Genomic DNA, 17,677 nt, shown 5'->3' with positions numbered 1-17,677 from the left:
AGACGAGTAACGTGCTTCGAATCTAGTGTATGGCAGGGGGGAGGGAAGTCAAAGTTCGGGTTGGCTGGACGCGCGGGCGATTGTGACGGGCCTTACATACGATGTTTTGACGGAGGAGCCAGCGGTCAGAACGGCCGCTACCTGATCCCAAACCTGGCATCGACCTTGAGAATGTCATCAGGCATCCTACAAACCTAAGCATTTCCAGTCGCTCAACCAAATCTTGCGACCGCCCCGCGTCTACGCCGACTCGAGACGATCGTGCGAGCTTCCGCCCGTCCGCCAGGAGGGGATGCGGCATCAATCCCTTCAGTGGCCAGCCGTTCTTTCCGTCGCCAGCGCGAAGCACCCCCAAGGCGAGCAACTACGGACATTGTGCACACAGGGGTAATGCCACCTATCCTTGGAGATAAACGAACAGCAGGGTCCCGTTCATGACCAGAGTGAATCAGGTTTCCGATCCCGCAGGGAGAAGACCATGCAATTAAGAATGTCTGCGGCACTATGCGGCGTGCTTCTCGCTTCGACGATCGCACTTGCGCAGGAGAAGCATGTCGTTGCGTTCGAAGCGCCAGCGAGCGGCAACAAGTACACGCAGCAGTACATCCTCGAGGTCGGCGACGTGCCTGAGCACAAGCTGCGGCTGTTCGAGTTAGTGCGCAGTTACGGCGGCAAAGACCAGACAATTGAGGGCATCGTCCTCAAGGAGGCTGTTATCCGTGGCACCAGCGACCAGACTGACTCGAATGGGCTCGGCCGCAGCTATGTGGAATACAGGATGGAGAACGGCGACAAGATTTTTGCGCGCGGATTCTTCCTCACGCACAAGTTGCCAGGCAGCGACCGCTCGAAGAACCTCACGGAGTTGGATATCACGGGTGGCACTGGTAAATTCCGCAGCATTCGCGGCATCGTACGCGCCGAAACAGTTTCCGACAACAAGGCCTTCAACCAGAACCGGACCGAGTTCGAATACTGGTTCGAGAAGTAGCTGCATGGTTTGCTCCAGGACCGCGAGCGCCTTGGCGAATCCGATGTCCGCTTCGGGGCGCGTGCTGCCGATCGCAGCCGTGCAAAGCCGAAGCGGGTATGCCAATCGCGTGAGGCGCCAACCGGCCAGTAGCGGCCTTTCGAGCACTCTTGCAGGCGGTCATTGGACGAGCAGCTCCACTCCTGGAAGCAGCTACTGAAGAGATACTTCCTCGGTCGGATCGGGTTGCGTTTCGTCAGGCCACAAGACGACCGCGCTCAGTGTTAGCCGTCCGACGCGTCTGGTACATCCTCAATGATCTGTACTTCGGCGCAGACGCGAGCTTGAGGACATCCGCTTCGCGCCCAGCGCCTGCCCGGGCGTATATGTTCGGGTGCGCGATGAGCCAATCTATCGGCGAACCGTGCAACTGATGACGACAGCAGGGAAGCCGGATATATGATTATCAGAGTGCTATGAGCCAACTCTGATAAGGAGCGTGACGTCTTTGGCAATGACGGCCTGGTCGGATCCAAACACACCCGCAGGAAAAACAAACTTCCCACCATAATGAATCGTGTGCAAGCCTGCGGATAACGGCTCCAGCAGCAGGTAGTAGCCGTCTGCAACGGATGTCCCTTTTCCACCGGTATTGCCAAAAATCCAGGGACTCGGAGCAGAAAACGAGAATGGGCCGATCGTCGTACGATAAGCCCTGATATTAGCTACGGAAACACCGTCGATGGTGCAGAACAAATCCCGGATGTCGCTTGCGAAGGCACTGGCAATCTTCAGCTGATCCGCCGTGAATGCCTGGATCGGTGGGGTGTTCAGCGACGTCGTCCCGTTAAACATGGGCAGGAAAATAGACGTCCCGTCGAGAATAGACAGGAAGATAGACGTCCCTGCAGGGATTGTCGTCGCCATCTGATTGCAGATCAGATGTGCCGAACTGGGCGTGGCCCAATACCATACGTTTCCCGTTTGCGCCGCTGAGATGGGACGATGGTTGCAGTCGTTGAACGGATGCGGAAGGGGGCCGAGTGGCAATTCCAGCGCCCACTGCCAGAACGAGACCGCCCACTGACGGTATGTCTTGTCCCGGAACTGCACATCGAGCGACACGACATGGGGATTCACGATCCCTTCCGGTGGATTGGCGCTATTGGCGACCAACGAGGTGGCTGCTCCGTCACTCCCGCCACCGCCACCACATCCAGTTAATGGGATCACAACCGCCATCATCACTGCCGATGGCCGGAGTACTCTCATGGCAAACGCGGCGATCGCGGTGCGGTCTCGCGCTTCGGCGTGGACGCTCATGTTGCCCTCCTGCCGGGTTTAGCCTCATCAGCTGCTACCCAACACCTGGCCGAGGGTGCCGTAGATGGCATGCCTGGACAGGTGCTGAACCGTCGCACGGGATCTGCCTGATGTACATTTACGAGGCCCCTGGCGCTTTAAGAACGCATCGCATGATTCGTTATATGCTGGCGCTGAATCGAATACAAGACTGCAACCAGGCGGCCGTGGCGACAGTTCCGAACCACATCGACAACGTTTGAGAGAACGCGGCATCACGCCGGTGCTTGCAAAAATCGGCTCGCCTAACGGAAATAGTCTCGGCAGAACGCGCTGGCCAGTCGAGCGCCCGATTGCATCGTTTCACTCGTCTCGAAGCCCGATGATTTGCTACAAACCCTACGCTCATGTTCACGAGGCCCTCCTATCTCTCGTTTGTGCGTTGATTTGCTGGACGCGTCTTAACCCGTGGTTTAACTAATTTCGCAACGGCTTCTAACTGAGACTTAAGTACGAGGTCGTAATTTACCCGTCGTGTACTGCACGTATGACCGTTGCACTCAGCTCAATCAGAGCGGTGAAGGCAGAACGCTCGACCAGTCAGGTAAGGCATCAAGATCCGGCCGCATCGTGACGCTTTCCTGTTCGTTGGGATCGGTTCGGGCGATTACCGCGACGCAAGGTTCGTCCGCGCTCGCGTTGTACGGAATATGCGGCATCCCTGCGGGGATGTAGAAGAAATCTCCGGCCCGAACGACCGCATGGCGCTCCAATCGTTCGCCATACCAGCACCCCGAGATGCCGCTCAGCTGATAGATGGCGGTCTCATGCTCCGCATGGAGATGCGCTTTGGCCCGGGCAGCCGGCGGAATTGTTGCTAGCTGAAGATGCACTTGCTTCGATCCCACACTTTCAGCTGAGATACCTACCGCATAGGTCAGCCCTTGCTTCCCCTCGAACTGTGGGCCAGCTTGCACCAGTTGACAGGTGGGAGTACCAGGCTTGTGTGCGCTGATGTTCATCGCTTCTCCAAACAATGAGCGCCGACGTCGGCGAAATGTCATGCATACGACCGCAGAATACACCTGCTCACTGTTTGAAAACGGTCATCCTTTATCGGCCGGTGTCGGCCAGAATCCGACACTCAGCCGGATTTTCGTAACGGCCGGTCATACGCCAATAGCGGCCAAAGAAATAAATGGACCTTAAGCCAGTATTGATCGACGCTCGCCAGAGCTGAGGCGTGGAGAACGCTGCGGGTTGCCCGCCTTGAGCGCAGCATCGTCCGCCGACTTTCGTCGGCTGTCGAACTTCCTGCTCTAGGGATAAATGGTTTCGCCGCGATTCAGCATGCCGATGAACTCCTCGATCTTGCGCGCCCGTGTTGCAGGCTTCTTGGCATTCTGTATCCGAAACAGGATGGCGTAGCGGTTCCGGCCATTCAACGTTGCAAAGAACGCGCTGGCCTTGGGATTGGCGGCCAGTGCGGCCTGCAGGTCGTCCGGCACGACCGAGTTGCTGGCCGACGCATAGGCAGCCTCCCAGCGGCCATCCCCTTTGGCTTTCTCGACTTCTCGCATGCCGGAAGGAAGCATTCTGCCTGCGGCGATCAGCGCTTCGGCCCGGTCTTTGTTGAGCCTGGACCAGATACTTTTTGCGGAGCGTCGAGTGAAGCGTTGCAACCAGTATTCTTCACTTTCAGTCTGTTTCTGACCGTCGATCCAGCCATGGCAAAGGGCACTTTCCAGCGCCTGTTCGTAAGTCAAGGTTGGCTGCCCGGCGCCCTTTTTGGCAAGACGCAGCCATATTCCGGTCGAGGTACCGCCGTTTTGCGTCAACCAGTTTTCCCATTCATTCTGGTCAAGGAATGTCAGACGAGGCTCAGACATGGAGGATCCGGATGGTTGCATTCAGGCAGCGAGGCGCTTTCGTTCACTGAAACCTCGCAGATTACCGATTTGCACGGATTTGGGAATACCCGATTTATCGACCATTCAGCGTGTATCCATCGGAGAGAAGATGGAGGTCTTTCCTGGAGGAGCATCCAGTTGACCGTTTTCCCGCCAACATCTGCCATTGCCATCGGTTTCGGCGACGACCGCTACGGGTCGCGTGTTGCCGATCGCAGCTTAGCAAGGTTGATGCTGCGTATGCAAAGTGCATGGGCCGGCATGCGGCCAGGAAGAGGCACTCGAGGAGGTCGTTCAATTTTTAGAGGCCAACCGGAAAAGATCGACGGCCCACACTTCGTTGGCGCGGAGATGCGGCTGTGAAAGAGCGAGCCAGTCCCCAAGCGGCGTGAGATTTATTCCAGGTGAGACTGAGTCGCCGAAGGACTCGGAGATAAACGGCGCGTCATCCTCTGGGCGACGAACAACCTGAACAATGTGCGTGATGCCACGTGGACGGGGATAGTTACTTGCCCACGCGGGATCTCCCATTTTCAGCCCGATGGTGGCGCAACGCGGGAGGCTGAGGGCTGAGATCTGTCGGCCCTCAACAACGAACCCTGTCCGGGTCTCAATCTCCTGAACGATCCGATCCGACCATACCTGCAGGGCTTCCACATCGTCAGCTCCAAACACTGCACGGCCAGCGGCTTCGTTCTCCGCTCGCATCGCTTCCGTGAGGAGCAGTCTGGTCCATCCCGAGCAGTCAATGACCGGGGGGTGGGCCGTTAGTCCATCTGACTTCACGCCGCGCTGGTATCCAACTCGGCCCGTATAGAGCTGCACGAGCCGCCACATTGTCATCTCGCCTGCGCTTAACGTCATGGTGCAAACCTGTCGTTGGGATCGACGGTACGGCGATAAGTAAAAAAAGTGTAACTAGTCGGACCGCTAATGTCGGCTCTTTCGGCACAATAGAAGTCTGAGGGCAGATCCGGAAACGTCGTATCGCCTGCTGGCTCCAAATCGACTTGTGTAAGGTAGACCGTATCAGCGTACGGCAAGAAGAGGCGATAATTTTGTTCGCCGCCTGCGATAAAGACCTCTTCTCGCGAATCATTCGCGATGATTTCAATCGCGTCCTTCAGCGTAGTGCACGTCGACACCCGTTCGGCGTTGATGGCCTGCCTCCCTATGACCAGGATGTCCCGGTTTGGCAACGGTCGACCTATGGACTCGTATGTGCGTCGTCCCATCACGACCAGGTGTCCCTCAGTCAGCTTACGAAAGCGCTGCTGCTCTCCGGGCACTTTCCATGGAATGTCGTTGGCCGCGCCGATCACTCGGTTTCTTGCCATCGCAGCCACTATTGAAATCCTCTTGCTGTTCAGCATTCGCTTTTCTCGGCCTTGGGTTGTGTGGGTACTTTAATGGTTAGAAAAATAGTCGGCGGCGAGTGGCCGGTATGGAGAAAACCGAAGGGCCGCAACGGGTCGAACTGAGCCGGTCCCCACGGCGAAAGCCGATTGGTGCCGAGATTTTTTTGTTTCGGCAAAACTCCGGTTTGACACGCTTCTCAGCGCCCAACCGCCTTGAATACCCGATTCTTGTCGAGCGTGGCTGGATCGAGCGTATTCTCGCCGCCTTCCGCAGGCGACGCGGGGGCGGCGTCTTCCAGCGCGGGCCCGGTATAGCGGCCTCGTGGCCGTATGACCTTGCCCACCCGGAGTTGCTCAATACAATGCGCGAGCAGACCCACGCTCCGGGCTGTTGCGAACAACGCGAACGACGCATCGCCCGGCAACGCCAGCTGAGCCGCCAGGGCCGCGAGCGCAACGTCGATATTTGGCTTGAGCCCGGTCAGCTCAACCACCTTGTTGATGAACGACATGAGCTCTTGAGGCGGACTCAGCACGTCGAGCAATGCGGCCGCCCTCGGATCGCCGTCTGGATACAGATGATGGCCAAACCCAGGGATCGGAATGGCCGACTGCAAGTGATGGGCAACCACGTGCTCCGCACCGAGTCTTCCGACGTCGTCGAACACGGCCCGCACGCGGCCTGACGCGTCGCCATGCAGCGGGCCGGAGAGAGTCGCGAGTCCCGTGAGCAGGCATCCCGGCAGCGACGCGCCGGTGGAGGCGGTAATCCTGGCGGCGAACGCCGAACTCGTAATCTCATGGTCGGCCACGAGGACTAAGGCACGGCGGATGAGTTCGGCGCCATCGCGGTCCTGGCCCCAACCGAGCGCGAATCGTTCATGCGTTCTTTGTGCATTCGCGTCACCGCGCGCGCCAAACGCTTGCGCGATGAGCGCCACGAGCCGGCCGGTCTCGACATGCAGTGCGCTGTCCGTGCGTCCGAGGGTCGAGTGCCCGCAGGCCGCGAGCGCCGCAAGCGATGTGAACGCGCATTGCCTGCCTCGTTCGTCGCCCTGTAGCGGCATGTCACCGGTTTCGAAGGAAACGGGCTCGTGCGCATTCCAGAGAATGGCCGCCACGTCTTCAAGCGTTGCCGTGTCCGAAAGCCGGATGCTATCCCGCCCCCGGTAGTACGGCCGACCTTTTGCGAAGGTGGTAATGCTGCTGTAAATGCAGGGCTCCGCACCGAATATGGTCCCGGCGGCGAGCGCTTCGCGCTTGCGTCCCACCTGCTTTTTGCGGCACAGACCGGCGACGTCCTCCGCACGGTAGAGGCTCTTGCGCGGGTCGAGCGGATCCGGCATGACAGCGATGGTGCCTCGACTTACGTACGCATAGACAGTCTGCGCTTGCACTCCGAGTTGTCGAGCCGCTTCAGTCAGAGTGATCCAGTTTCGCATGGGATGGCAAGCAAGGTGATGCAGCGGAACGGGGCAACAGGGGAGTGATGACGCGGATCGCGCCATGCATTCGAGCACGACCGATCCAGCGTTCATATTGACGTTTTTTCAGGTAAAAGTCATCTCGGCGGGTCGCCGCTCTAGGATCTCGACGAGAATGTCGCCCGGCGAGCGCACGAAGCAGGCCCTGACGCCGGGGCGAACCTGCTTGATCGGCTCGACGATTTCCGCGTCGCAGCACAACAGATGTTCGAACGCGGCGTCGATATCGTCCACGACCACGCCGAAATGATCGATGCCCTGCTGCCGCTCGCCATGAGGGCGGCCGGTTGGGGCGCTCGCCAGCGACGTGATGAACAGGTTGATGCTGCCGATGCGCAAATCCACCCGCCCCGGGCGGCGCACGATCTCGGCGTTCAGGCAGCGCGCAAACCAGGCGGCGGTGGCTTCCGCGTCCGCCGAGCACAGTTGCAGATGATCCCACTTGAATTCAATCATTCGATTTCACCGGATAGTTGAAAGCGTCACAGTTCGATGCGGGAAAGCTTCCCCAGCAGCACGGAGTACGAGAGCGCGCCGAGCAGGCATATCGCGCCCATCAGGTTGAGCGCCCAATAGAAGTGGCCGGTGTGGTGGGTGATATAGCCGATCATGAGCGGCGTGGTGACAGCCGCGATGTTGGCCGCGAGGCTGGTGATGCTGCTGGTCAGTCCCACGTACTGTCGAGGCGCGATTTCGGAGACGGCGGCCCACGACATCGATCCGACGCCCTGCGCGAAGAACGCAATAGTCAGAATGGCGATCACCCCCTCGTTCGACTCGACGAAATTGACGAGCACGATAGACGCGCCGAGCAGTGTGCCGATAATGAGCGGCGCCTTGCGCGCAGTGGAAATCGACACCCCGCGCCGGATGAAAAAGTCCGAGAGGAAGCCAGCAAGGAGAATGCCGACTGTCGCGCCGATAAATGGGAGTGCCTGGAAGATCCCGACCTTGATCATCGACATGTGACGCGCTTCGATCAGATAGGTCATGAACCACGTGGTGAAGAAGACCAGCAAGGTGTTGTTGCAGAACTTGCCGATGCAGATGGCGAGAATCTGCCGGTAGCCGAGCAGCTTGAGCGCCATGCGCCAATCGAACTTCTCGCGGGGCTTGCGCGCCGCAGTAGCGCCTTCACTGATGTATTGCAGTTCGGCGGCGTTCACGCCCGAGTGCCGATGCGGATCTCGGTAAACCCGGTACCAGAGAAGACTGAACAGCATGCCGAAGCCGCCCGTCACGAAAAAGACCGTACGCCAACCGTACGCGGCGGAGATCCACAACAGCAGGCCGGTGAACAAGGGCGTCCCGATGTATTGCCCCATGACATAGACGCTGGTCGCGAAGCCGCGCTCCCGGGCGGGAAACCACAACGTCACGGCGCGCGCGTTCGAAGGGAAGGCCGGCGCCTCCATGGCGCCGATTGCGAGCCGCGATCCGAGCAACATGTGATAGCCGGTCGCGAAACCCTGCGTCAACGTGGCGAATGACCAGCCGAGGAGTGACAGCGCATAGGCGAGGCGCGAGCCGAGAACGTCGGTTAGCACGCCGCCGGGCACGAGCGCAATGGAATAGGCAAGCCCGAATCCGGCAAACAGTTCGCCCATCTCCATCTTGTTGAGCGCGAGGCCCTTCGAGAGGCCCGGCGCCACGATGCCCAACGCGGACCGGTCCACGTAATTGAGGATGGTTGCCGCGAGCAGCATCGAGAGCACGACGTACCGTACCCTGGAGCGTTTTGTGGTATCCGCGTAAGCCGGGTTTCGGACCGGCAATGTGTGTTCCTCTACGGCTTTCATCGGTGTCTCCAGAACATTCGCCGGTTGTTTTTTTATAGTTGGCGCAAGGGTGATTTATCCGCGGCCGACGAACGGCATGGTGGTTGCCATGATGGTCATGTTGAGAACATTGGCTTCGAGCGGAAGACTGGCCATGTGCACGACCGCATTCGCCACGTGCGTCACATCCATTCTTGCTTCCGGCGCCATGCTTCCATCCGCTTGCAGTACACCGCGGCTCATACGTTCCGTGAGTGATGTGGCTGCGTTTCCGATATCGATCTGGCTGCAGGCGATGTTGAATGCGCGTCCATCCAGCGCGATCGATTTGGTGATACCGGTGACGGCATGTTTCGTTGCCGTATAGGCGATGGTATGCGGCCTCGGCGAGTGGGCCGAGATCGATCCGTTGTTAATGATTCGTCCACCCTGAGGGGACTGTGCTTTCATCAGGCGATAAGCTGCCTGAGCGCACAGAAAGACGCCGGTTAGATTGGTGGCCACGACGTCGTTCCAGAAGTCGACCTCGTAGTCTTCAAGGGGGACGGCCCCCGCGTTGCGGCCTGCGTTGTTGAAGAGCACGTCGAGCCGCCCGAATGCCTCGGCGATCTGCGAAAACGCGTGCTGGACCGATGCGGCGTCGGCAACGTCGGCCTGGAATACATGCGCTTCTCCGCCGGCAATGCCGATTGCCTCCTTCGTTTCCAGCAGGGGCTCGACTCTGCGCCCGATCAGCGCGACGGCGAATCCCGCGTTGGCGAGCGCGAGGGCCGCGCTGCGGCCGATGCCGGAGCCGGCGCCCGTAACGGCTGCGAACTTCTTCGATGCAGGCATTTGACTTCCTCTTAACGATTCAATTGAACACAGGAAAGAGAGTTGCATCCGCGTGACGCGGTGAGCAATCTTGATTCATTGAATCAACATCTGAGGGCCTTGCCGATGGGGATCGCACCAGGGTTTTCCTGATGCGCGTGTTGCCGGCAGCGAAGCGGAAGGGCGCGTAGACGGAAAACGAATCGCAATGCGCAGGCGCCGCGAACAATAAGGGGCGAATCCTCATCGAGGAGTTGATTCATCCAATCAACATTGACGGTCCCGTCTGCGGTTTCGTAGTCTCTCGACGTCTGCCTACCAAAGGAAAAACCATGTCGGAAGATAAACGCACCAGCCTGTTGATTGCGCGAAAGGTTCCCACAGCCGTGGCGAATCGCGCCGCGGCCGAATTCCATGCCTTCGTGACCGAGTCCGATATGGACTCGTGGTCTGTCGTCGATTTCTGCAAGAAGCACGACGTGCCGGCCGTACTCATCGGGAAAAAATCCGGCCTGCAGGCGGAGCACATTGCCGCGCTGCCCTCGACGGTCAAGATCATTGCTAACGCGAGCGCGGGCTTCGATCACATGGATGTAGCGGCGGCCCGTGAAAGGGGAATCGTCGTCACGAACGCACCCGATGCATTGACCGAGTGCACGGCCGATTTCTCCATGCTGCTCTTGCTGGCTGCGTGCCGTCGCGCGTCGGAATACGAACGGATCATGCGCAACGGATGGGGCAAATCGTTCGGCATGACCGAGATGCTGGGTACGCGAGTGAATGGCAAGACGCTCGGCATCGTCGGATTCGGGCGTATTGGACGGGCAGTCGCCAAGCGCGCGCAGGGATTCGGCATGCGCGTGATCTACACGGACATGCACCGTGCGGCCCCGTCGCTGGAAAATGGCGCGACCTTCTATGCCACGCTCGACGAAATGCTGCCGCACTGCCAGGTGCTCACGCTGCACGTGCCGGGTGGAGGTGTCCCGCTCATGAAGAAAAGAGAGTTTGGACTCCTTCCCGCAGGCGCGATTTTTGTCAACGCGGCGCGTGGCGGCCTGGTGGACGAAGATGCGCTTTATGACGCCCTGACTTCGGGTCATCTGTTCAGCGCGGGTCTGGACGTGTACCGGAACGAGCCCAATGTCGACAAGCGCTTCGCTGAACTCGACAACGTGTTCCTGACGCCTCATATGGCCAGCGCAACGATCGAAACCCGTGAACAGATGGGCTTTACGGCGCTGGACAATGTTGCCGCCGTGCTGGAAGGGCGGCCCGCCTCGAATCCTGTCTAAGGCTCGGCCTCATCGGAACAACAACGTTGCGATGCCGGTCGAAAGACGGAGTAATGCCGAAATCGATTTGTACGCCGCTCGTCCTGCCGCGTCGGTCTGCGCGCGTGGGCAGAGACGGCTATCTGGCTGGCGTTCGGTGATTATTTAGGCGCTGATATTGATGACTGAGCCGACCGTGGCGCCCTGTGTGGTCCCGGAACCCGTAGCGGTTTGTGACGGCATTGGCGAAGAATTCGCCAATGCGCTCAGCGCGCCATGCGCGTGAAGATGGTGGACGCTTTTGCCAGGACTGCTCTGTGACGTTGCCGTCTTCAGGTGAGCCGCAAAACTCGGCTGGCTAGATTCACTCGCTGAGTTTTGCCCCGTCAGCTTCGACAGCCCGGAACTAATGGCGCTGCTCACGCCGCTGAGAAGTGTGGCTGCTGCACCGATTGGAATCATTTCGACGTCCGTCAGAATGGGGCAACCGAAATGCCCGCGCTGTCGCACTATACCGAGTTTTCTCGCGACTTCCGTGAAATTTCTACGTCACCTGGCGCGTGCGAATCTCGTGGGCGGTGTCCATTGCATTTCAGCCAGGAGGAGACGCTGCAGCGATGCCGCCGAGAATGACAAGCCCGCCGTGAGGGTGTTCACTGCTCGGCGCTCGCACCGGTTAGGGCGCGTACCCGGCTTTCATCGGCGGCGAGCTCGCGCGCATTTCCCGAATAGACGATGCCGCCATCGTCTAGCACGTAAGCATAGTCGGCGATCTCGAGACTCATGCGTGCGTTCTGTTCCACCAGCAGGACCGAGATCCCCTCGTCGCGCATCTGCGACACGACTCGGAACACTTCCCGGACGATCAGCGGGGCCAAGCCTTGCGATGGCTCATCAAGAATGAGCAGCCGGGGATTGAGCAGGAGTGCGCGCGCAATCGATAGCATTTCCTGTTCGCCGCCGGAGAGCAGGCGCCCGCGGCTGAACTTGCGTTCGGCGAGGCGTGGAAACAGCTCGTAGATCCGCGCGATTGTCCACGGTCCGCCGCGCTCCAACGGGACCTTCAGATTTTCCTCGACACTGAGATTGGCGAAGATTCTTCGCCCCTCAGGGACGTAGCCGACGCCACACGCGGCGATCCGGAAAGTTGGCCAGCGCGTGGTATCGGCCCCGAAGATCGTCACGCGCCCCTGGCGCGCGGGCGTCAAACCTACGAGGGTACGCAAAGTCGTGGTCTTGCCGGCCCCATTGCGACCGAGCAATGCCGTGATTCGGCCCTCCGCAACCTCCAGGCTCACGCCATGCAGGATATGGCTCTTGCCGTAGTAGGTATGCAGCCCTTCGGCGGCGAGTGCGGCGGTCATCGGATAACCGCCGTGCTTCGCACTGCGGTATGAGCTTGCTTGGGGCGGCCCGGCGCGGCGCTCATGGGGCGTTACCCAGATAGGCCGCCTGGACGGCCTCGTTGGAAGCGATCTCTTTTGGCGAGCCTTCGGCGAGGAGGCTGCCTTGGTCGAGCACCGTGATTCGATCGGCCAGATGGAAGACCACGCGCATGTCATGCTCGATCAGCACGATGGTGAAATTGCCGTCGCTGTGCAGGCGGCGCACGAGTTGCGTAATCTCGTGAGTCTCCTGGTCGCCCATGCCGGCGGTGGGCTCGTCGAGTAGCAGCAGGCGCGGCCGCAGCGCCAGCGCCATGGCGATCTCAGCAACCCGCTGGTCACCGTGCGGAAGCTCTCCAACCAGCCGGTTCGCTTTACCGGCAAGACCCGTGAGCTCAAGCGTCTCCTCGACGTGACGACGAACCCGTTTCCGCTCGGTGTTGCTGATCCACGGGCGCAGGCGAAAACCCTCTGTCACCTCTGCACTGATGCGCACGTTCTCGAATACCGTCAGTTCCGGAAAAATCTCGGTGATCTGAAACGTGCGGGCGATACCGGCTGCAACGCGCCGATATGCAGGAAGCGTCGTGATGTCGAGTCCGTCGAACACGATCGTTCCCATGCTCGGCGGGAAAAAGCCGCTGATGAGATTGAAGAAGGTGGTCTTGCCCGCACCGTTCGGCCCGATGACAGCGCGTAGTTCGCCCTTCTCGACGGTGAGCGATACGTCACGCACCGCGGTCAGGTTGCCGAAGCGCTTGGTGACGCTTTTGACTTCGAGCACGGTCATTGGAGTGCCTTCGTGCTTGGCACTGCGGCGCGAGCGACTTCGGGCGGACGGGCGGCGCTCATGAGTCGCTCCTGTGCTGAATGAAGCCGAGCAGCCCGCGAGGGAAAAACAGCACGATCGCGACGAACAGCATGCCGACGAACGACATCCAGTTGACGGTGATGCTCGAAAGATAGTCCTGTAGCACGACGAATACCGCGGCGCCGAGCAGCGGCCCCCACAGGCTGCGCATGCCGCCCATGACCGCCATCATGACGAAATCGCCCGACTGGCTGTAGTGCAGCCCGCGTGGATCGGCGAAGTTGTTCAGGAGAGCGTAGAGCGCACCGGCAAACCCCATGAAGAAGCAGGACAGCGTGAAGGCGATCCAGATATGCCGGTCGACGGGGATGCCGAGAAAGCGCGCACGCTGCTCATTTTCGCGGATCGCGATCATGGTGCGCCCGAACGGGGAGCGCAGGATGAAACCCATTACGCCGATCGCCAACGCAAGGCAAAACAGCACAAAGTAGTAGAACGCGTTGGCGTTCGACAGAATGTCGATCCGGGCGACGCCGAGATCGAGCGGCTGGCGCGAAAAGCCGCGCAACCCGTCGTCGCCACCGGTGACGGAGCTCCATTGGAATGCGATGTAGTAGAAGACCTGCCCGAACGCGATGGTGACCATCGCGAAGTAGACGCCGCGCCGCCGAGCGATGAGCGCGCCCAGCAGTGCGCCGGCAATGCCGCCGAGCAGCGTGCCGCACAGCAGCGCGAGCGGCGTGCTCGGCGCGAGAAACTTCAGCGCGAGGCCGGCGCCGTAGGCGCCGAGCCCGAAATACGCAGCGTGTCCGAAGGACAGCACACCGGTGAAGCCGAGCAGGAAGTTGACCGACATGGCGGCCAGTCCGAGCACGAGCACGCGCGTGCCGAGCGCGGTGTAGCCGCCGAGCAGCGGCATCCAGTAGGGCGCCAGCAGGAGCACGGCCCAGAGTGCCGCGATGACGGCCAGCCGGGGAGGATGGAAGTAGTCGCTCATGTCATCAAGTCATCATGCCTTCTTCGCCGAGCAGGCCGCGTGGCCGGATCAGCAAAACCACGGCCATCAGCACGTACATGATGGCCTCGCTCGCCGCAGGGAGGAATACCGCGGTGATACCCGAGGCAACGCCGATCAGCAAGCCGCCGAGCAGCGTACCGGTGAGGCTGCCAACCCCGCCGACAATGATGGCGATGAAGCTCGGCATCAGGAGGCCGGTTCCCATCGTCGGCTCCAGCCCGAGCTGGCCCGCAGCGAGCACGCCGCTCAGACCGGCGAGATAGATGCCGACAGCGAAATTGAGCGTGCGGAGCCTGCCCACATTGATGCCGAGCGCCGCGACGGTCTCGAGGTCGAGCGTGCCGGCCCGAATCCGTATGCCGAGCCGGCTGTAGCGCAACAGCAGAAAGAGCAGTGCAACCGCGAGGGTGACCGTGCCGACCATGAACAGGCGATAGCCGGTGATAAAGAAGAGTTCGTTGCTCAAGGGCTGAGCCAGCGCGGGTGGAATGGTCACGGGCTTGCCCTGCGCTCCCCAGATGAAGCGGGTACCGTCCTCGATCATGAAGGCGAGGCCGAATGTCAGCAGCAGGCTGTAGAGCGGATCGCGTCCATAGACCCGCCGGATCAGCACGCGCTCGACGGCGAGACCGATGACGGCCGTGCATATCGGCGCGATCAGCAATGCACCCCAGAACCCGACATACGGCGTGATCGTATAGGCAATGTACCCGCCGATCACGAGAAAGCCGCCGTGGGCGAAGTTGATCACGTTGCTCAAGTTGAGAATGAGCGACAGGCCAAGCGCCATCAGCACGTAAAACGCACCGATGATCAGCCCGTTGGTGACGTTGAAGAGGAGTAGTTGAGTCATCGGCCACTCATGTCCAGGCGCAACCCGTGCATGAGCCGCGTCGGGCAGCCTGGGTCGCTGTGTTGCCGCCCACACGTGTCAGGTTCATGCCAACGGCGGCTCGCACTACCATGCGGAGGTCGTCTTCGGGATCAGGTCGGCCACTGCAGCTTGCAGCCGGTCGCGGCTTCGGGCGGCGCGGTCTTGTCGCCGGCGACCACGCGATCGACACGGAACAGATCCTCCGGGTCGCCCGCCGGCTGAGAAAGCGCTTCGCCGACGAACGACGAGGTCATCAGCTGGTGGTCTCCCTTGCGGTAGTAGCACTTGTTGGGCTGCAGCTTGACGTCGTCCGCGAGTTCGAACCCGCCGAGCGCCTCGGCGAGCTTTTTCGCATCGAGGCTCTTTTCCTTGTTGGCGACCGCGGCGAGCGTATGAACCGACGTGTAGCCGAACCAGTGGCGTGCGGTGGGGACCTTGCCGTTGTTCACTTTGCGGATGTCGGCGACGAACTTATCGACGCCTGGGACGCCCGGTTGCTTCCAGTACCATTCGAACATCCAGATGCCCACGCGTGCCTCCGGCGGCATGGCCTCGAGCGATTCGAGTTCCTGCTGAAGCCCGGCAACGTGGATCTGCTTTCCGATGCCGAATTGCGCGATCTGCTTCAGGCAGTTGACCATGTCGGAACCTTGCGGCAGCACCAGCAGAACATCGGGGTTGGCCGCGCGCGCCTTGATCAGGTATGCAGAGAAATCGGTCGTGCCGAGCGGCGTGAGCTCGTTGCCGGTCATCGTGCCGCCGAGCTTTTGCAAATCCGCCAGCGCGGCCTTCTGCAGCGTATGGCCGAAGGCGTAGTCCGGCGTAATGAAATGCCACTTCTTGCCGTACTGGGTGAAGAGGAGGTCGGATACCGCATTGGCCTCCATGCTGGTCGTGTTGCAGACGCGATAGACGTTCCACTTGCAATCGCTGCCCGTGATCGTGTCGGTGTGGCCGCCCGAGACGATGTGCAACACTTTCTTCTCGTTGGTGACCTGGGCGATTGCCTGAGCGACGCCGGAATTCACGTCCCCGATCAGAAACGTGACCTGATCGCGCTCGATCAGCTTGCGCGCCTTCTGCACGCCGGTGCCGACGTCGTTAGCCGAGTCTTCTACCAGCAGCTCAATGGGACGCCCGAGAATGCCGCCGTTGGCGTTGACCTGTTGCACGGCGAGCCTCGCGCCCATCACTTCATTCTGTGCAACTGCAGCATAGGCGCCGGTCAATGGATCGACCATGCCGATACGCAGCGGCGTCTCGCCGCGTGCCTTGATGATGAAAGGTGAGGCGAGCTGCAACGCTGCAGCAGCAGCGGCCCCCTTGAGCACCGTGCGACGACTAACGGCGCGGATATGACCCGGAGTTTTCATAGGGGTTCTCCCTGATTTTTCACTTCGAACCGGTCAAACGCCTGCATTCTGAACCGAAGCGTGAGCATCCCCGGCTAATACAATCTTGATCTCGTTAGATGGGATCCACAAGTACTCGTTATCCCGCCGGTGAACTAACAGATATCCGCTTTCGCGAGATGCATGACGATGCAATTTTTTCCAACTCATGGCGGTAAGCTCGAGTACAGAGGCGAGGGCAATCAAGGCTGTATCGGGTGCCAATGGCCGGAACTGTGGAGCGCCAGGTGGCAGCGCAGCCCGTGAAATCGCCCGTCAGTTAGATGGTAAGGAAACCTACTGGTTCATACTCGAAATGTCACACGTGGATGATGGCCAAATGGGCGCAGCCCACGCAATCGCTTTCGCTTTCGTTGCCGTCAATTCCACGCTAGACCCACGCGGCGGCCGCGCGGAGAGCCGGCCGCGGGAAAGTCAGTGTTACTATGCCCCGCTCGGATCAAGCCTCGTTGCCGATACCCGCCCGGACAGCCGTTCGAATTTTCTACCCAGCACCTTCGTTCGAAGGAACAAGCAGTGACCCGATCACACTCGCCCGCGTGCTTCGATGCACCCGGAGATGAGCGGCATCAACGTATCGTGGATGCCATTCATGACCATGGCTGGTCGGAGCAGGACAATTTCATTTCGCCGAATTTGACGCTCGCGCTGGGGTTGGAATGCACAGCGCTTGCGAGGGCCGGGATGCTCACATTGGCGGGCGTCAGCCAGGGCGCGGCGCGTTCGCTCCAGCCCGATGTGCGCGGGGACCAGATTCAGTGGCTGGAGGCGGGCCAGTCCGAAGCCTGCGACCAGTATCTCGCGATCATGGAAATGCTGCGTATTGCGTTGAATCGCGGACTTTTTCTGGGACTCGAAGAATACGAAAGCCACTTTGCATACTACGCCCCGGGCGCTTCGTATCTACGACACCGCGATCAATTCCGCGATGACGATAGCCGCACGGTGTCCGTCATCGTCTATCTGAATGCGGACTGGCTGCCTGAGGACGGCGGTGCGTTGCGGCTGCATCCGGAGGGATTGAGCACGCAGGACATCTCGCCAGTCGGCAGCCGGATCGCAGTGTTTCTATCCGCCGACATGCTGCATGAAGTATTGCCCGCGACGCGCGACCGCATGTCGCTCGCGGGATGGTTTAGACGCCGCTCGTGATTTCCCAGGCCGTTCCGGGGCGCCGTGATTTTCGTGCTGCTCACGCTTTCGATTCCCGGCTGGGCTGCCCGGTGCACGCGTTTGAGTGGCGCGAAGCAATATGGAAGAGAATCCGGTATCTTTCGTCGCTCGATGT

General features: G+C 60.3%; 16 protein-coding genes and 1 pseudogene. 4 read left to right on the top strand and 13 right to left on the bottom strand.

Features of this window, described 5'->3' with window-relative positions:
• Positions 1–478 precede the first annotated feature (478 nt).
• Positions 479–991 carry a hypothetical protein gene (locus KHO23_RS31245; protein ID WP_211616394.1) on the top strand — a complete coding sequence of 171 codons (513 nt, stop codon included), beginning with the start codon at positions 479–481 and terminating at the stop codon, positions 989–991.
• Between the two features lie 453 nt (positions 992–1,444).
• Here KHO23_RS31245 and KHO23_RS31240 read toward each other — a convergent pair whose 3' ends face one another.
• Positions 1,445–2,293, bottom strand: coding sequence for a hypothetical protein (locus KHO23_RS31240; RefSeq protein ID WP_211616392.1), 849 nt, complete (start codon positions 2,291–2,293; stop codon positions 1,445–1,447).
• Positions 2,294–2,492: 199 nt separating this feature from the next.
• On the opposite strand from KHO23_RS31240, the pseudogene KHO23_RS35300 reads away from it, so the two are divergent.
• Positions 2,493–2,753: pseudogene (locus KHO23_RS35300) on the top strand (IS5/IS1182 family transposase); the annotation flags it as partial.
• Between the two features lie 88 nt (positions 2,754–2,841).
• Here the strand turns inward: KHO23_RS35300 and KHO23_RS31235 are convergent.
• From KHO23_RS31235 to KHO23_RS31205, 7 genes are all read right to left on the bottom strand, one after another.
• On the bottom strand, positions 2,842–3,294 hold the full coding sequence (locus KHO23_RS31235) for a cupin domain-containing protein (RefSeq protein ID WP_211616390.1): 453 nt from the start codon (positions 3,292–3,294) through the stop codon (positions 2,842–2,844).
• 297 nt (positions 3,295–3,591) lie between these two features.
• Positions 3,592–4,161, bottom strand: coding sequence for a YdeI/OmpD-associated family protein (locus KHO23_RS31230; RefSeq protein WP_211616388.1), 570 nt, complete (start codon positions 4,159–4,161; stop codon positions 3,592–3,594).
• A gap of 881 nt (positions 4,162–5,042) precedes the next feature.
• Complete coding sequence (locus KHO23_RS31225) at positions 5,043–5,555, bottom strand: dihydrofolate reductase (protein ID WP_211616386.1); 513 nt, start codon at positions 5,553–5,555, stop codon at positions 5,043–5,045.
• 182 nt (positions 5,556–5,737) lie between these two features.
• Positions 5,738–6,982, bottom strand: coding sequence for a citrate/2-methylcitrate synthase (locus KHO23_RS31220; RefSeq protein WP_211616384.1), 1,245 nt, complete (start codon positions 6,980–6,982; stop codon positions 5,738–5,740).
• Between the two features lie 108 nt (positions 6,983–7,090).
• Positions 7,091–7,480: a VOC family protein gene (locus KHO23_RS31215; RefSeq protein ID WP_211616382.1), complete on the bottom strand. Its 390-nt coding sequence runs from the start codon at positions 7,478–7,480 to the stop codon at positions 7,091–7,093.
• A 26-nt stretch (positions 7,481–7,506) separates the two neighbouring features.
• On the bottom strand, positions 7,507–8,823 hold the full coding sequence (locus tag KHO23_RS31210) for an MFS transporter (RefSeq protein ID WP_211616380.1): 1,317 nt from the start codon (positions 8,821–8,823) through the stop codon (positions 7,507–7,509).
• 54 nt (positions 8,824–8,877) lie between these two features.
• Positions 8,878–9,636 carry an SDR family oxidoreductase gene (locus tag KHO23_RS31205; RefSeq protein WP_211616378.1) on the bottom strand — a complete coding sequence of 253 codons (759 nt, stop codon included), beginning with the start codon at positions 9,634–9,636 and terminating at the stop codon, positions 8,878–8,880.
• Between the two features lie 311 nt (positions 9,637–9,947).
• Here KHO23_RS31205 and KHO23_RS31200 point away from each other — a divergent pair, with 311 nt between their 5' ends.
• Positions 9,948–10,910 (top strand): 2-hydroxyacid dehydrogenase, encoded by a 963-nt coding sequence (locus tag KHO23_RS31200; RefSeq protein WP_211616376.1) that lies wholly within the window; start codon positions 9,948–9,950, stop codon positions 10,908–10,910.
• A 632-nt stretch (positions 10,911–11,542) separates the two neighbouring features.
• Here the strand turns inward: KHO23_RS31200 and KHO23_RS31195 are convergent.
• The 5 genes from KHO23_RS31195 to KHO23_RS31175 form a co-directional block, all read right to left on the bottom strand.
• Positions 11,543–12,253, bottom strand: a complete 711-nt coding sequence (locus KHO23_RS31195) for an ABC transporter ATP-binding protein (protein ID WP_211616374.1) — start codon at positions 12,251–12,253, stop codon at positions 11,543–11,545.
• 61 nt (positions 12,254–12,314) lie between these two features.
• Entirely contained in the window at positions 12,315–13,064 is a 750-nt protein-coding gene (locus KHO23_RS31190; RefSeq protein WP_211616372.1) for an ABC transporter ATP-binding protein, read from the bottom strand.
• A gap of 58 nt (positions 13,065–13,122) precedes the next feature.
• The gene (locus KHO23_RS31185) at positions 13,123–14,082 is read right to left on the bottom strand and encodes a branched-chain amino acid ABC transporter permease (RefSeq protein ID WP_211616370.1); all 960 of its coding nucleotides are present in this window, start codon (positions 14,080–14,082) and stop codon (positions 13,123–13,125) included.
• 4 nt (positions 14,083–14,086) lie between these two features.
• Entirely contained in the window at positions 14,087–14,956 is an 870-nt protein-coding gene (locus KHO23_RS31180) for a branched-chain amino acid ABC transporter permease (protein ID WP_211616368.1), read from the bottom strand.
• 131 nt (positions 14,957–15,087) lie between these two features.
• Positions 15,088–16,350 (bottom strand): ABC transporter substrate-binding protein, encoded by a 1,263-nt coding sequence (locus tag KHO23_RS31175; protein ID WP_211616366.1) that lies wholly within the window; start codon positions 16,348–16,350, stop codon positions 15,088–15,090.
• A 555-nt stretch (positions 16,351–16,905) separates the two neighbouring features.
• Here KHO23_RS31175 and KHO23_RS31170 point away from each other — a divergent pair.
• Positions 16,906–17,541 carry a 2OG-Fe(II) oxygenase gene (locus KHO23_RS31170; protein ID WP_211616364.1) on the top strand — a complete coding sequence of 212 codons (636 nt, stop codon included), beginning with the start codon at positions 16,906–16,908 and terminating at the stop codon, positions 17,539–17,541.
• Positions 17,542–17,677: the final 136 nt, after the last annotated feature.

Origin of the sequence: Paraburkholderia haematera, assembly GCF_905220975.1 — a bacterium.
GTDB classification, from domain to species: domain Bacteria; phylum Pseudomonadota; class Gammaproteobacteria; order Burkholderiales; family Burkholderiaceae; genus Paraburkholderia; species Paraburkholderia haematera.
Note: the sequence above shows the minus strand (reverse complement) of the source record. Positions and strands in the feature narration are given on the sequence as shown.

Bases quoted from the DNA above. Each gene is read 5' to 3' on its own strand.
- KHO23_RS31245 (WP_211616394.1), top strand. From the start codon at position 479: ATGCAATTAAGAATGTCTGCGGCACTATGCGGCGTGCTTCTCGCTTCG.
- KHO23_RS31240 (WP_211616392.1), bottom strand. From the start codon at position 2,293: ATGAGCGTCCACGCCGAAGCGCGAGACCGCACCGCGATCGCCGCGTTT.
- KHO23_RS31235 (WP_211616390.1), bottom strand. From the start codon at position 3,294: ATGAACATCAGCGCACACAAGCCTGGTACTCCCACCTGTCAACTGGTG.
- KHO23_RS31230 (WP_211616388.1), bottom strand. From the start codon at position 4,161: ATGTCTGAGCCTCGTCTGACATTCCTTGACCAGAATGAATGGGAAAAC.
- KHO23_RS31225 (WP_211616386.1), bottom strand. From the start codon at position 5,555: ATGCTGAACAGCAAGAGGATTTCAATAGTGGCTGCGATGGCAAGAAAC.
- KHO23_RS31220 (WP_211616384.1), bottom strand. From the start codon at position 6,982: ATGCGAAACTGGATCACTCTGACTGAAGCGGCTCGACAACTCGGAGTG.
- KHO23_RS31215 (WP_211616382.1), bottom strand. From the start codon at position 7,480: ATGATTGAATTCAAGTGGGATCATCTGCAACTGTGCTCGGCGGACGCG.
- KHO23_RS31210 (WP_211616380.1), bottom strand. From the start codon at position 8,823: ATGAAAGCCGTAGAGGAACACACATTGCCGGTCCGAAACCCGGCTTAC.
- KHO23_RS31205 (WP_211616378.1), bottom strand. From the start codon at position 9,636: ATGCCTGCATCGAAGAAGTTCGCAGCCGTTACGGGCGCCGGCTCCGGC.
- KHO23_RS31200 (WP_211616376.1), top strand. From the start codon at position 9,948: ATGTCGGAAGATAAACGCACCAGCCTGTTGATTGCGCGAAAGGTTCCC.
- KHO23_RS31195 (WP_211616374.1), bottom strand. From the start codon at position 12,253: ATGACCGCCGCACTCGCCGCCGAAGGGCTGCATACCTACTACGGCAAG.
- KHO23_RS31190 (WP_211616372.1), bottom strand. From the start codon at position 13,064: ATGACCGTGCTCGAAGTCAAAAGCGTCACCAAGCGCTTCGGCAACCTG.
- KHO23_RS31185 (WP_211616370.1), bottom strand. From the start codon at position 14,082: ATGAGCGACTACTTCCATCCTCCCCGGCTGGCCGTCATCGCGGCACTC.
- KHO23_RS31180 (WP_211616368.1), bottom strand. From the start codon at position 14,956: ATGACTCAACTACTCCTCTTCAACGTCACCAACGGGCTGATCATCGGT.
- KHO23_RS31175 (WP_211616366.1), bottom strand. From the start codon at position 16,350: ATGAAAACTCCGGGTCATATCCGCGCCGTTAGTCGTCGCACGGTGCTC.